We start from the raw sequence: 12185 nt of genomic DNA, 5'->3' as shown, positions 1-12185 counted from the left end.
ATGCGCTCACGCGCGCGACCGTTCTCGCGGCGAACTATCCGTTCGCCACGATCGAACCGAACGTGGGCGTGGTACCGCTGCCGGACCCCCGGTTGGACACGCTCGCGGAGATCTTTGGCTCGGAGAAGATCCTGCCCGCGACCGTGTCCTTTGTGGACATCGCGGGCATCGTCAAGGGCGCCTCTGAGGGCGAGGGGCTGGGCAACGCGTTCCTCGCCAACATCCGCGAGGCCGACGCGATCTGCCAGGTGACGCGCGCGTTTGTGGACCCCGATGTTGTCCACGTGGACGGCAAGGTGGACGCGGCGAGCGACATCGAGACCATCAACACCGAGTTGATCCTCGCGGATCTGCAGACGGTGGACAAGGCGCTGGTGCGGCTTGAGAAGGAGGTGCGCATCAAGAAGGCGGACCCCGCGCACCTCACGGCCGTTCAGACCGCCAAGGAGATCCTCGAGTCCGGCACGGCGATCAGCGCGGGGGCCAAGGCGGCGGGCCTGGACCCGGCCGACGTGCGCGAGCTCAACCTGTTGACCGCGAAGCCCTTCATCTATGTGTTCAACACGGACGAGGAGGGCCTGGTCGACGAGGCCAAGAAGGCGGAGCTCGCCGCGCAGGTGGCTCCGGCCGCCGCGATCTTCCTGGACGCAAAGTTCGAGTCGGAGCTGGTAGACCTCACCGAGGACGAGGCCCGCGAGATGCTCGAAGCGAACGGTCAAGACGAGTCCGGCCTGGATCAGCTGGCGCACGTGGGCTTTGACACCCTCGGTCTGCAGACCTACCTCACGGCCGGCCCCAAGGAGTCGCGTGCGTGGACGATCCGCAAGGGCGCCACGGCGCCCGAGGCCGCAGGAGTGATCCACACGGACTTCCAGAAGGGCTTCATCAAGGCCGAGGTAGTGCACTTTGCCGACCTGGTGGAGGCGGGATCCATGGCGGCGGCCAAGGCCGCGGGCAAGGTGCGTATCGAGGGCAAGGACTACGTGATGCACGACGGCGACGTGGTGGAGTTCCGCTTTAACGTCTGACGCGCCATGAGCGCCGTCAAGATGGTCTAGCCGACGGCAGCCGAATCGTCCATCGCCTCGGCGGGCCACTCAAGCCCCACCCGGCTCTCATAGTCGCGGAGAGTGCGGTCGAGCGGGTCCGTGAAACTGAGGCGGCGGGCCACGAGCTGTAATGGTGCCGTGAAGTCGTCGGGAGCGACGTTCGCGATGGTGGGGTACAAGGAGTCACCCACGACGGGCAGTCCCAGAGAGGCCATATGCACCCGCAACTGGTGCGTCTTGCCGGTCGCGGGCGTCAGCCGATATCGCGCGTAACGGCCGCGGATCTCCGCGAGTTCCACGAGGGTCTCGGCGTTGGGTTCCCCGGGCACCACCTCGGCCTGCAGGCTGTCGCGTCGCTTCTCGATACGACCGACGAGGCGGTGCGGGAACTCGAGCGCCGGGTCGTAGGGCGCGATGGCGTCGTAGGTCTTGTGGGCCTGTCCCGATGAGAACACCTCGGCGTAGGAGCCGCGGAACTCCCGGCGCGCGGTGAACACCAGCACGCCAGCCGTGAGGCGGTCCAGCCGGTGCGCGGGCGCGAGTTCGGGCAGGCCCAACAAGACCCGCAGCTTCACCAGCGCCGACTCCGTCACGTGTGCCCCGCGCGGAGTGGTGGCCACAAAGTGCGGCTTGTCGACCACCACAAAGCGCTCGTTGGCCTCCAGTACCTCGATGGGGAATGGCACGGAAGGCTCCGGCGCGAGCGGGCGGTGAAACCACACGAAGGTGTGCGGTCGGTATGTTTCCTGGCCCGTCCAGGCTTGGTCGACGAACGCCCCCGCTTCCAGCATTTCCGCGACCTTTGCGCGGGCCGGGAGGCGTTCCATCAGAAATTCGCGCATCGTCTCCCACCGCGGCGGGTCTTCCCGTCCGGGATCCGGCGTACGCACCCACGCGGCATCGAGCCCGTGTCGCTGTGGAAGTGGGGAACGCGGAGGCATCACGCCACCCGTTGACGCGGGGATGAGGTCACCATCAGCATGGTACGGAAAGGACGACGCTCGCCCCGCACCGTCGCGTGAGCACCGCCAATCGGGGTCTCCGGTCCGCGTTGAGCGCACTCCCCGAGATGGATGTTGATTGGCGGTGCTCACGCGACATCCAGGGGGCAGAAGCGTCGCGATCCGGCGGTGGGGCGCCGCCCATCCGACGCGTGTGCGCCAGCCCCGCCTCAGCCAATCGCGCGCTTGACCAGTTCGGTGATGCGCGCGGCCACGGCGTCGTCGATTGCCGTGAGCGCATAGGACGTGGGCCAGAAGGTGCCCTCATCAAGCGCGGCGCTGTCCTGGAAACCGAGCGTCGCATAGCGTGCCTTGAACTTGCCGGCATCCTGGAAGAACACGACGGCCTTGCCGTCCTTGGCGTACGCGGGCATGCCGTACCACGTCTTGACCTCGAGTTCGGGTGCGACGGCGGTGACGATCTGGTGCACGCGCTCCGCGAGCGCACGGTCTGCGGGCGCCATGGCGGCGATCTTGTCGAGGCAGGCCCGCACATCCGCCTCCTTCGCGGCGGCGCCCTTGGCGCGCTTGGCCTCAGCCGCGTGCTCCTTCATGGCCGCCTTCTCGTCGGCGGACCACGTCTCGTTGCTCTTATCTGCCATCGAGGACACCCTTCGTTGCGTGATGCTCACACCGTATCGGCTTGGACGTGGGCGTGTGGGGATAGCCTGGCTGTTCGCACCGCCGTCCGCAGCTCACAGACGAGAGAGGTCCTCGGGGAAACCGAACGCCGTTTGAGCAGTCTATTGGCTACGCGCGGGCGGTGGTGATCGGCCCGTGGGCCCGGGTGAGTGGGACGACGGGCTACGACTACGACGCGATGACCATTTCCGAGGACGTCGCTGAGCAGGCGGACCAGGCGCTGCGCAACATCTCCAAGGCGCTGCGCAACATCTCCAAGGCGCTGCGCAACATCTCCAAGGCGCTGGCTACGGTGGGGATGGGACTCGAGGACGTGGTGCGCGTGCGCTATCGGCTGCCACACCGGGAGGACGCGGAGGCATGCTATCCGGTGTTCGGGCAATGGTTCCGAGGCATCAGCCCGGCGGCCACGATGGAGGTGGTCGGCCTGCTGGGTGAGGCGATGAGGATCGAGATCGAGGTCACCGCGTATCGCCCGGAGCACTAGGGGTTAGTCCTCGTCGGACGCTTGCCGCGCTCGGTACGCGGCGACGGCCGCGCGGTTGGTGCACGTGGTCGAGCAGTACTTGCGCGATCGATTCCGCGACAGGTCGAACACCACTCCCTCGCAGTCATCCATGGCGCACCGGTCGAATCGGCTCATCTCGTCCGCGCGAATCACGTCCACCATCGCCATGGCGGTCTCCACCAGGATGCGCTCCGCGAGTGGGCGATCGTCCGTGGTGGCGTGGATGTGCCAGTCGACATCGCCGTGGCGCACCACCTGGGGAAGGGCGCCCTGCTGTTCCAGGATTTCATTCACCAACGGCACGGCCCCATCGCGCGACGCCGTGAACATCTCATGCAGTTGGGGGCGGATCGCACGCACCGGCTCGAGGTCGCTTTGCGTCGGGCGCTTGCCCGTGTATTCGTGCTCGTCAAAGAAGCGTGTGAGATCGTCCAAGGTCGTCAGAGTGTCCGGCTCAAGCCCCGTATTGGACAGCCTGACGGCCGACTCCAGCGCCTCAGCCGTGTCATCTGCAAAAACCATGTTGACACATTACCATTGCGGCCCTAGTGTCATGTGTCATGACCGCTTTGACAAATGACGCCCCGCCTTCGGCCCTCGCGGGAGGCGTGGGCCTTGCCATGGCCTCGGCGGCGTCGTTTGGACTCTCGGGAAGTCTGGCACGCGGCCTGATGGACGCTGGCTGGACCGCGGGCGCGGCCACCCTTGCCCGCGTGGTCATCGCTAGCGCCGTCCTCTTGGTGCCGGGCATCCTCGCCATGCGCGGGAGGTGGCGCGTGCTGCGCAAGGCGTGGCCCACCGTGGTCGCCTACGGAGTCTTTGCCGTCGCCGGCGCACAGTTGTTCTACTTCCTTGCGGTGGGACATCTCGATGTGGGCATCGCGTTGCTCATCGAATACATTGCACCCATCGCGGTCGTGCTCTACCTCTGGGTTCGCCACGGCCACCGGCCGGGCCCGCTCACGGTGGTGGGGGCGGTGATCGCGGCCTTCGGGTTGGTGTTGCTTCTCAACGTGGTTGGCGGCGGCCACATCTCCCTGGTGGGCGTTGGGTGGGCCCTCGCGGCGATGGTCGGCGCCTCCGTCTACTTCATCATCTCCTCCGACATGTCCACCGGACTGCCGCCGATTGCTCTTGCCACCGGCGGTCTGCTGGTGGCCACCGTCGGCCTGGGGCTCGCAGCCGCGGCGGGCGTGCTGCCGATCTCGTTCACGACGCACACCGTGCACCTGATTCCGTTCGACGCCCCGTGGTGGGCGGTCGTGCTGGTGCTGGGGGTCGTCTCGGCCGCCGTCGCCTACGTGACGGGGATCGCGGGTACGCGGCTGCTCGGCGCGCGGCTCGCGTCGTTCGTGGCGTTGATGGAAGTGGTAGCGGCCACTGCCTTCGCGTGGATCTTGCTGGCCCAGTCGCCGCTTCCGATTCAGCTGGTGGGGGCGGGTCTGGTGCTCGCAGGCGTCGTCGTGGTCAAGATGGGCGAATCCTCGCCGATCGTCGACAGCGCGAGTCCCACGATCATCGTTCCCCCGCCGTCGCGCCGACGCCGCGTCTTCACGCGCGACCGGCGAGGGCGGGTCACCGCCGACCGGGGCTAGGCCGGCCCACGCGGTCAGCCGAAGAAGGCGAAGACCACCGCGGCGATGGAACCGAGCACGAGCGCGAGGCCGATGACGTCAAGTTGGCGGGTAATCGATGCCGTTGCCGAGTCGGTTTCGGTGCCGTGCGCGGCCGTCCAGGCTTGCCACGCCTCAAACACGTGGCTGCCAGTCGAGTCGGGATTGCCCTCGCGCTCATCCCCCTGCGCAAGATCCAAAGATTCGTTGCTGAACACGCCCGTCCTGCCGCGGCGCGAGGCGGGGGCGGCGAATGCGCCAGCCTTCCTGCCGTCGTCCCCCCGGACCTCGAGCGACCAGCGCATGCTGATCTCCTGAATCCGCGCGAAGGGCGCCGTTGCCGTGTGAACCATGTTCCGGAAGACGACGCTGTCGGGGGTGACCTCCACGGCGGGCCTCAGGTATGCGGCCGTCCCGATCATGGCGACGGCAGCACCCAGGCCGAGTCCGACCTGCGCTCCGGCCACCCCGGACGCAATGACGTCGGCGATCCCCATGATGAGGCCGAGGCCGACGGAGAGCCAGCCCCAGACGAGTGAACTGCGGGCGCGATAGGACTGCATGCCGTCATCGTTTCACAGCGCGCGTGTGCGGCGGTCATCGACGACGCGTGGGGCGGCTGTGGAACGCGCCGCGGTGTGCGACTACGAGGACTGTTCGCCCTCGAGGCCCTCGACCAGCAGTGCAAGCTGGCGTCGGATCGCCTCGGGCACCCGGTCGGAGAATCCGTCGAGATAGTCCGATGCGTCCGCCGCCTCGGCGAGCTGCGAGGCCGGGTCGATGTGAAGCAGTTCTTCCCACTGGGCGTCGCTGATGTCGAGTCCGTCGAGGGGGATGTCGCCAGGGGAGGGAAGGAGTCCGAGCGGGGTCTCTTCGGCTCCTACCTCGCCCTCCAGGCGGGCGAGGATCCAAGCGAGCACACGAATGTTGTCCCCGAAGCCGGGCCAGATGTAGTGGCCCGCGGAGTCCTTGCGGAACCAATTCACCTGGAAGATGGCCGGCGGCTGGGAGCCGGAGCGGCGTACCGCCTCGCCGACGTCGAGCCAGTGCGCCCAGTAGTCGGCCATGTGGTAGCCGCAGAACGGCAACATCGCGAAGGGGTCCCGGCGCAGCTTTCCCACGGTGCCTTCGGCGGCCGCGGTCTGCTCTGAAGAGATGGTGGCGCCCATGAAGACGCCGTGCTCCCAGTCGCGCGCCTGGGTGACGAGCGGCACGTTGGTCGCGCGCCGTCCGCCAAAGAGAATCGCGTCGAGCACCACTCCGTCGGCGTCGTCCCAGCTCGGAGCGATCGTGGGGCACTGGTCGGCCGGCACGGTGAAACGGGAGTTGGGGTGTGCGGCGGGACCGTCCGAGGCGGGCGTCCAGTCCTGGCCCGTCCAGTCGGTCAGGTGCTCTGGCGGCACGTCGGTCAGCCCCTCCCACCACACGTCTCCGTCGTCGGTCAGTGCCACATTGGTGAACACCGCTCCGGGCTCCAGGGTGTCGATCGCGGTCTTGTTCGTCGACGGCCCGGTGCCGGGCGCGACCCCGAAGAACCCGGCCTCGGGATTGATGGCGCGCAGGCGCCCGTCCGGCCCGGGTGCGATCCACGCGATGTCGTCCCCGAGCGTCTCGACGGTCCAGCCCGGCAGCGTCGGCACGAGCATGGCGAAATTCGTCTTGCCGCATGCACTGGGGAAGGCCGCGGCCACGTGGAAGGCCCGGCCACGAGGTGTGGTGACCTTGAGCAGCAGCATGTGCTCGGCGAGCCAGCCCTCATCGCGGGCAATGGCCGAGGCGATCCGTAGCGCGAAGCACTTCTTCGCGAGGATCGCATTGCCTCCGTATGCGGAGCCATAGGACCAGATCTCCCGCGTCTCGGGGAAGTGGGAAATGTACTTGGTCTCGTTGCACGGCCACGGGACGTCCTCTTGGCCCGGCGCGAGCGGCGCGCCAACCGAGTGGACACACGGCACCCACGCCGTGTTCGGGCCGATCTGCGCGAGCGCCTGAGCGCCCATCCTCGTCATGGTCCGCATGCTTGCCACCACGTACGGCGAGTCGGTGATCTGCACGCCCAGACGCGCGAGCGGGCTGCCGATCGGGCCCATCGAGAACGGCACCACGTACATCACGCGACCCCGCATGGCGCCGTCGAAGAGTTCCGTGAGCGTCTCACGCATCGCCGTGGGTTCCCCCCAGTTATTCGTGGGGCCAGCGTCTTCCTCCCGCTCGGAGCAGATGAACGTGCGCGACTCCACCCGTGCGACGTCGGAGGGGTCCGACCGGGCGAGGTAGCTGTCGGGGCGACGTTCCGGGTCCAGGGCGATCATGGTGCCGTGACTCACCATGAGCCCCATCAAGCCCTCATATTCGGCGCGCGAGCCGTCGCACCAGACGACGCGGTCCGGGTTGGTCAGGGCAGCCTTTTCGGCGACCCAGGCGACGATGCGGGGGTCGGCGTTTGCTGGTGCGCTTACCGCGGCCAGATCCGAGTGAGCGGTGGCGGTCATGGCGTCTCCTGGAGTGGTGGGGAGTGGCTCTCCTTTGCAGGCTAGGCCGGTTTGCGGGCATCTGGTGCTAGATTGTGGGCGAAAGTTTCGCCAAAATTGCCGATGGGGCAAATATGACAGATCTCGCCACACTCGGTCGGCGGGTGCGCCACTTTCGCACCGCCGCCGGCCTCACTCTCGAACAACTTGGCGCCGACGTGGGCGTTGCCGCAAGCCAACTGTCGTTGATAGAGAATGGGCGCCGCGAACCGCGACTGTCGCTGCTGGGCGCGATCGCCGATCGGCTGGGGGTGCCGCTGCAGGAGGTGCTCGACGCATCGGCCCCCGACGAACGCGCAGCGCTCGAAATCGCACTCGAACATGCGCAGGCAAGCCCCGCCTACCGCGAGCTCGGGCTGCCCGACGTGAGGCCGTCGCGGAGCATGCCGGATGACACTCTGCGGACCCTGGTGGGTTTGCATCGCGAGCTTGACCGTCGGGCGCGTCAGGCGATTGCCACGCCCGAAGAGGCGCGACGCTCGAACACCAAACAGCGGCAGATGATGCGCGAACTGAACAACTACCTGCCCGATATCGAGGACCTCGCGGACGAGGCCGTTGCCGCGGTGGGGCACACGGGTGGGGCCCTCACCCACCGCTCGGTCACCGAGATGGCCGACCGCCTGGGACTGTCAATCGTCCATGTCGACGACCTCCCGCATTCGGCACGCGCCGTGCTGGACCTCGAGCAGGGCCGCATCTACATCCCGCCAGCCTCAATTCCGGGCGGGCATGGGCTGCGCTCGCTCGCGCTCCAGGCGCTTGCACACATCGTGCTGGGTCACGAGGATCCGCGGGATTACGCAGACTTCCTGAAGCAGCGCCTCGAGGCGAGTTACTACGCCGCGGCCTGCCTCATGCCACGGGAGCCCTCCATCGCATTCCTTCAGCGCGCCAAGGACGAGCGCCGCATTGCGATCGAGGACTTCCGTGACGCCTGTGGCGTCACGCACGAGGCGGCGGCGTTGCGCTTCACCAACCTCGCCACCGAACGCCTCGGTATCACGCTGCATTTTCTCCGCGTGACCGGCGGCGGAGCGATCGAGCGCGCGTACGAGAACGACTCGCTGCCGCTCCCCGTGGATGTCACGGGCTCGATGGAAGGCGAAATCGTGTGTCGGCACTGGAGCGCCAGGCAGGCGTTCGCGCGGGTCACGCGCACCACCGAGTACCACCAGTACACCGACACGCCCGTCGGGACCTTCTTCGAGTCGACGCAGACGGGCAGCGGAACAGCGGGCGAGTATTCCATCACGCTCGGAGTGCCCTACGCGGAATCGAAGTGGTTCCGAGGCCGGGAGACCGTCAACCGCGCCACGTCCCGCTGCCCCGATCTCAACTGCTGCCGGGCACCGGACGACGAGTTGGTGGCGCGGTGGCGTGGCCAGGCGTGGGCGAGCGCTCGGGTCCATGCCCACACGTTCTCGCCCTTGCCGCACGGCACCTACCCAGGTGTCGATGACCGCGAGCTCTATGACTTCCTTGAGGCGCACGGCCGCGACGAGACCTGATGCGGGCAGGCCGGCGTGCCGTCGGGCCAGTCGCATCGACCGGCCACGCCGCGTTCAGCCGGTGGCAGGCGGCGTCCCTAGACTGGCGACCATGGATCGAGTCGCCGCAGGGGTGTGTGCGACACCGTGAGATGAGGTGACGTACCTAGATGAAGCGCGACGGCACCAGGTTTGGCGAAGCAACTGAGGCCTATGGGCAAGGACGCCCAGGCTATCCGGCCGCGGCCGTCACCTGGATGCTCGGCGACGGGCCGCTGACGGTGTTGGACCTGGGCGCGGGCACGGGAAAGCTCACCGTCCAGGTGGTCGCCCAGGGTCACCACGCGGTGGCCGTGGACCCGGATGCCAGCATGCTCGCCGTGCTGAACGAGGCGTTGCCAGACATTGACGCGCGCATCGGCACCGCCGAAGAGATCCCCCTGCCCGATGCCAGCGTTGACGCCGTGGTCTGCGGCCAGGCGTGGCACTGGGTCGACGTGGCGGCCGCCTCCCGCGAGGTGTCACGGGTGCTGCGTCCCGGCGGGACCCTTGGACTGGTATGGAACGTTCGCGACGAGTCGGTGCCGTGGGTCGCGGCCCTCACCCAGGCCATGCACGCCTCGGTCGCGGAAAAGCTCATTGCCGACGGCGGTCCCAGCGTGGGCGCGCCGTTCACGTCGCTCCAGTCCCGAGTCTTCGCATGGACAAGCCCGCGTTCCCGTGCGGCCCTGGTGTCGATGGTGCATTCGCGCAGCTACTACATCGCGGCCGACGCCGACGGCCGGGCGTCTATAGACGCTCGCGTCGACGAGGTTCTCGCCGGGGTGCCCACGCTTGACAGCGGCGGCACCGTCGACCTTCCCTACCTCACGCACGCGTACCGTTCCGTCGCGCCGTAGGCAGTGCGCCAGACCCTCCGCCGGTGCCGAACGGCTTCCGTCGCGGCTGAACTGCGAAGAGACGGGTAGAATGGGTCGGCTCCCTTCTGAGCCCGCCCCTCATCGATGAAAAGAGTCCCTATGTCCGTGCGCTCCGACCTGCGCAACGTCGCCATCGTCGCCCACGTCGACCATGGCAAGACCACTCTTGTCGATGCGATGCTGCGTCAGGGTGGCGCCTACGGTGCCCACGCCCACGTGGAGGACCGCGCGATGGACTCGGGCGACCTGGAACGTGAGAAGGGCATCACGATCCTCGCCAAGAACACGGCCATCCGCTACACCGGTGTCTCGGCGGGACCCAAGGGCGTCACGATCAATGTGATCGACACCCCCGGCCACGCCGACTTCGGCGGCGAGGTCGAGCGCGGACTGTCGATGGTCGACGGCGTGGTGCTCCTGGTCGACGCCTCCGAGGGACCGCTCCCTCAGACTCGTTTCGTGTTGCGCAAGGCGCTCGCGGCGCACTTGCCCGTCATCATCGTCGTCAACAAGGTGGACCGGCCCGACTCCCGCATCGTCGAGGTCGTGAACGAGACCCACGACCTGCTGCTGTCGCTGGCATCGGACCTCCACGACGACGTTCCCGACCTCGACATCGACGCCCTGCTTGAGGTGCCCGTCGTCTACGCCTCGGCCAAAGCCGGCATTGCGTCGTTGACTCAGCCCGCCGACGGCACGATGCCCGACGGCGACAACCTGCTTCCGCTGTTCGAGACCATCATGGAGCGCGTACCGGCGCCCACGTATGAAGAGGGCGCGCCGCTGCAGGCGCACGTCACCAACCTCGACGCCTCGCCCTTCTTGGGGCGACTGGCCCTGCTGCGCGTCTTCAACGGCGAGATCCGCAAGGGCCAGATGGTGGCGTGGGCGCGCGCGGACGGCACCATGAAGACGGTGAAGATCACGGAGCTCTTGGAGACCAAGGGACTCGACCGCGTGTCAACGGAGTCCGCGGGCCCCGGCGACATCGTGGCGGTGGCAGGCATCGAGGACATCACGATCGGCGAAACCCTCACCGACGTGAACGACCCTCGACCTCTTCCCCTCATCACGGTCGACGAACCCGCCATCTCCATGACGATCGGCATCAACACGTCGCCGCTGGCCGGGCGCGTCAAGGGTCATAAGGTCACCGCCCGCCAGGTCAAGGATCGCCTCGACAAGGAACTCGTCGGTAACGTGTCGATCCGGGTGCTCCCCACCGAGCGGCCCGACTCCTGGGAGGTGCAGGGCCGTGGTGAGCTGGCGCTCGCGATCCTCGTCGAACAGATGCGCCGCGAGGGCTTTGAGTTAACCGTGGGCAAGCCGCAGGTCGTCACCCGCGTCATCGACGGCAAGGTGCATGAGCCGATGGAGCACATGACGATCGACGTTCCCGAGGAGCACCTCGGCGCGATCACGCAGCTGTTGGCCTCTCGCAAGGGACGCATGGAATCGATGGCGAATCACGGAACCGGCTGGGTGCGGATGGAATTCATCGTCCCGGCCCGAGGGTTGATCGGCTTCCGTTCGACGTTCCTGACGGATACCCGCGGCACCGGCATTGCCTCCTCCATCTCCCACGGATACGAACCGTGGGCCGGTCCCATCGTCTACCGGTCCTCCGGATCCCTCGTCGCGGACCGCATGGGCGTGGTGACGACGAACGCCCTCACGTACCTTGACTCGCGCGGCACCTTCTTTGTGGGCCCCACGGAGGACGTCTACGAGGGCATGGTCGTCGGCGAAAACGCTCGTGCCGAGGACATGGACGTCAACATCACCAAGGAAAAGAAGCTCGACAACATCCGCTCGTCGACCAGTGAGAAGTTGGAGACCTTGAGCCCTCCCCGCCGACTCACTCTCGAGGAGTCCCTGGAGTTCGCGGGCGACGATGAGTGTGTCGAAGTCACGCCCGAGAAGGTGCGCATTCGCAAGGTGCTCCTCGATCAGACGGAGCGTGGCCGCGCCGCGTCGCGTGCCAAGCGCCACAACGCGTGACCGTCGCCGCGCGCGGGGCGGACGAAAGGCGTTGCACGTCTCGTCGCATATCCTGATCAGCATGCTGGTGAGGGTTCTGTCCGTGTCCGCGCTTGCCCTGCTCGGGGTCGCTGTGACCACGGTCGGGGTCGGTGCGCATCGATCGCTGGGCTACTTCGGCGCGATCCTCGGGATCCTGATTGTCCTGCTCGTTGGCGTCTTCGCGAAGGCATGGCAAGGGTGGAGCGGCTTCATCGCCTACGCCGTCGCGTGGGGAGTCATGGCGATGGTGTACGCCTCACAGGGTCCAGGGGGGTCGATCCTGGTCGCTGCCGATGTTCGCGGAAAACTGTGGCTGTACGGCGGCGTCGCGGCCGTCGCCATCGTGGCCGCCGTCCCACGAACCGTCATCGTGGGTCGAGATGTCGCGTCGTAAGCGACTCATCGCCGC

The 12185-nt window shown here is 67.4% G+C and carries 12 protein-coding genes; 7 read left to right on the top strand and 5 right to left on the bottom strand.

What is annotated here, in order from left to right:
- Positions 1-1028 (top strand): redox-regulated ATPase YchF (gene ychF, locus QZZ29_RS10885; RefSeq protein WP_291383215.1); only part of this gene is annotated, 1028 nt, incomplete at its 5' end.
- A 26-nt stretch (positions 1029-1054) separates the two neighbouring features.
- On the opposite strand, the gene QZZ29_RS10880 is transcribed toward ychF, so the two are convergent.
- Both QZZ29_RS10880 and QZZ29_RS10875 read right to left on the bottom strand, forming a co-directional pair.
- On the bottom strand, positions 1055-1891 hold the full coding sequence (locus QZZ29_RS10880) for a pseudouridine synthase (RefSeq protein WP_291383213.1): 837 nt from the start codon (positions 1889-1891) through the stop codon (positions 1055-1057).
- Between the two features lie 329 nt (positions 1892-2220).
- On the bottom strand, positions 2221-2652 hold the full coding sequence (locus QZZ29_RS10875; RefSeq protein ID WP_291383211.1) for a DUF1801 domain-containing protein: 432 nt from the start codon (positions 2650-2652) through the stop codon (positions 2221-2223).
- A gap of 143 nt (positions 2653-2795) precedes the next feature.
- Here QZZ29_RS10875 and QZZ29_RS10870 point away from each other — a divergent pair, with 143 nt between their 5' ends.
- Positions 2796-3179: a RidA family protein gene (locus tag QZZ29_RS10870; protein ID WP_291383220.1), complete on the top strand. Its 384-nt coding sequence runs from the start codon at positions 2796-2798 to the stop codon at positions 3177-3179.
- Between the two features lie 3 nt (positions 3180-3182).
- Here the strand turns inward: QZZ29_RS10870 and QZZ29_RS10865 are convergent, their stop codons facing one another.
- The gene (locus QZZ29_RS10865; protein ID WP_291383210.1) at positions 3183-3722 is read right to left on the bottom strand and encodes a CGNR zinc finger domain-containing protein; all 540 of its coding nucleotides are present in this window, start codon (positions 3720-3722) and stop codon (positions 3183-3185) included.
- A gap of 38 nt (positions 3723-3760) precedes the next feature.
- Here QZZ29_RS10865 and QZZ29_RS10860 point away from each other — a divergent pair, with 38 nt between their 5' ends.
- Positions 3761-4795 carry a DMT family transporter gene (locus tag QZZ29_RS10860; RefSeq protein WP_291383209.1) on the top strand — a complete coding sequence of 345 codons (1035 nt, stop codon included), beginning with the start codon at positions 3761-3763 and terminating at the stop codon, positions 4793-4795.
- A gap of 14 nt (positions 4796-4809) precedes the next feature.
- Here QZZ29_RS10860 and QZZ29_RS10855 read toward each other — a convergent pair whose 3' ends face one another.
- Both QZZ29_RS10855 and QZZ29_RS10850 read right to left on the bottom strand, forming a co-directional pair.
- On the bottom strand, positions 4810-5376 hold the full coding sequence (locus QZZ29_RS10855; protein WP_291383207.1) for a hypothetical protein: 567 nt from the start codon (positions 5374-5376) through the stop codon (positions 4810-4812).
- 81 nt (positions 5377-5457) lie between these two features.
- Positions 5458-7305 carry a phosphoenolpyruvate carboxykinase (GTP) gene (locus tag QZZ29_RS10850; RefSeq protein WP_291383205.1) on the bottom strand — a complete coding sequence of 616 codons (1848 nt, stop codon included), beginning with the start codon at positions 7303-7305 and terminating at the stop codon, positions 5458-5460.
- 113 nt (positions 7306-7418) lie between these two features.
- On the opposite strand from QZZ29_RS10850, the gene QZZ29_RS10845 reads away from it, so the two are divergent.
- The 4 genes from QZZ29_RS10845 to QZZ29_RS10830 all read left to right on the top strand — a co-directional run bounded on the left by QZZ29_RS10845 (position 7419) and on the right by QZZ29_RS10830 (position 12170).
- Positions 7419-8855, top strand: a complete 1437-nt coding sequence (locus QZZ29_RS10845) for a helix-turn-helix transcriptional regulator (protein WP_291383203.1) — start codon at positions 7419-7421, stop codon at positions 8853-8855.
- 149 nt (positions 8856-9004) lie between these two features.
- Complete coding sequence (locus tag QZZ29_RS10840) at positions 9005-9733, top strand: class I SAM-dependent methyltransferase (RefSeq protein WP_291383201.1); 729 nt, start codon at positions 9005-9007, stop codon at positions 9731-9733.
- A 120-nt stretch (positions 9734-9853) separates the two neighbouring features.
- Positions 9854-11755, top strand: a complete 1902-nt coding sequence (gene typA, locus QZZ29_RS10835) for a translational GTPase TypA (RefSeq protein ID WP_291383199.1) — start codon at positions 9854-9856, stop codon at positions 11753-11755.
- Positions 11756-11816: 61 nt separating this feature from the next.
- Positions 11817-12170 (top strand): hypothetical protein, encoded by a 354-nt coding sequence (locus QZZ29_RS10830; RefSeq protein ID WP_291383197.1) that lies wholly within the window; start codon positions 11817-11819, stop codon positions 12168-12170.
- Positions 12171-12185 lie beyond the last annotated feature (15 nt).

It is taken from the genome of Demequina sp. (genome assembly GCF_016278765.1).
GTDB lineage: Bacteria > Actinomycetota > Actinomycetes > Actinomycetales > Demequinaceae > Demequina.
The sequence above is the reverse complement of the archived record's forward strand: the minus strand, read 5'-3'. Positions and strand labels throughout refer to the sequence as shown.

Coding starts and splice junctions, on each gene's coding strand:
- QZZ29_RS10880 (WP_291383213.1), bottom strand. CDS start 1,891: ATGCGCGAATTTCTGATGGAACGCCTCCCGGCCCGCGCAAAGGTCGCG.
- QZZ29_RS10875 (WP_291383211.1), bottom strand. CDS start 2,652: ATGGCAGATAAGAGCAACGAGACGTGGTCCGCCGACGAGAAGGCGGCC.
- QZZ29_RS10865 (WP_291383210.1), bottom strand. CDS start 3,722: ATGGTTTTTGCAGATGACACGGCTGAGGCGCTGGAGTCGGCCGTCAGG.
- QZZ29_RS10860 (WP_291383209.1), top strand. CDS start 3,761: ATGACCGCTTTGACAAATGACGCCCCGCCTTCGGCCCTCGCGGGAGGC.
- QZZ29_RS10855 (WP_291383207.1), bottom strand. CDS start 5,376: ATGCAGTCCTATCGCGCCCGCAGTTCACTCGTCTGGGGCTGGCTCTCC.
- QZZ29_RS10850 (WP_291383205.1), bottom strand. CDS start 7,305: ATGACCGCCACCGCTCACTCGGATCTGGCCGCGGTAAGCGCACCAGCA.
- QZZ29_RS10845 (WP_291383203.1), top strand. CDS start 7,419: ATGACAGATCTCGCCACACTCGGTCGGCGGGTGCGCCACTTTCGCACC.
- QZZ29_RS10840 (WP_291383201.1), top strand. CDS start 9,005: ATGAAGCGCGACGGCACCAGGTTTGGCGAAGCAACTGAGGCCTATGGG.
- typA (WP_291383199.1), top strand. CDS start 9,854: ATGTCCGTGCGCTCCGACCTGCGCAACGTCGCCATCGTCGCCCACGTC.
- QZZ29_RS10830 (WP_291383197.1), top strand. CDS start 11,817: ATGCTGGTGAGGGTTCTGTCCGTGTCCGCGCTTGCCCTGCTCGGGGTC.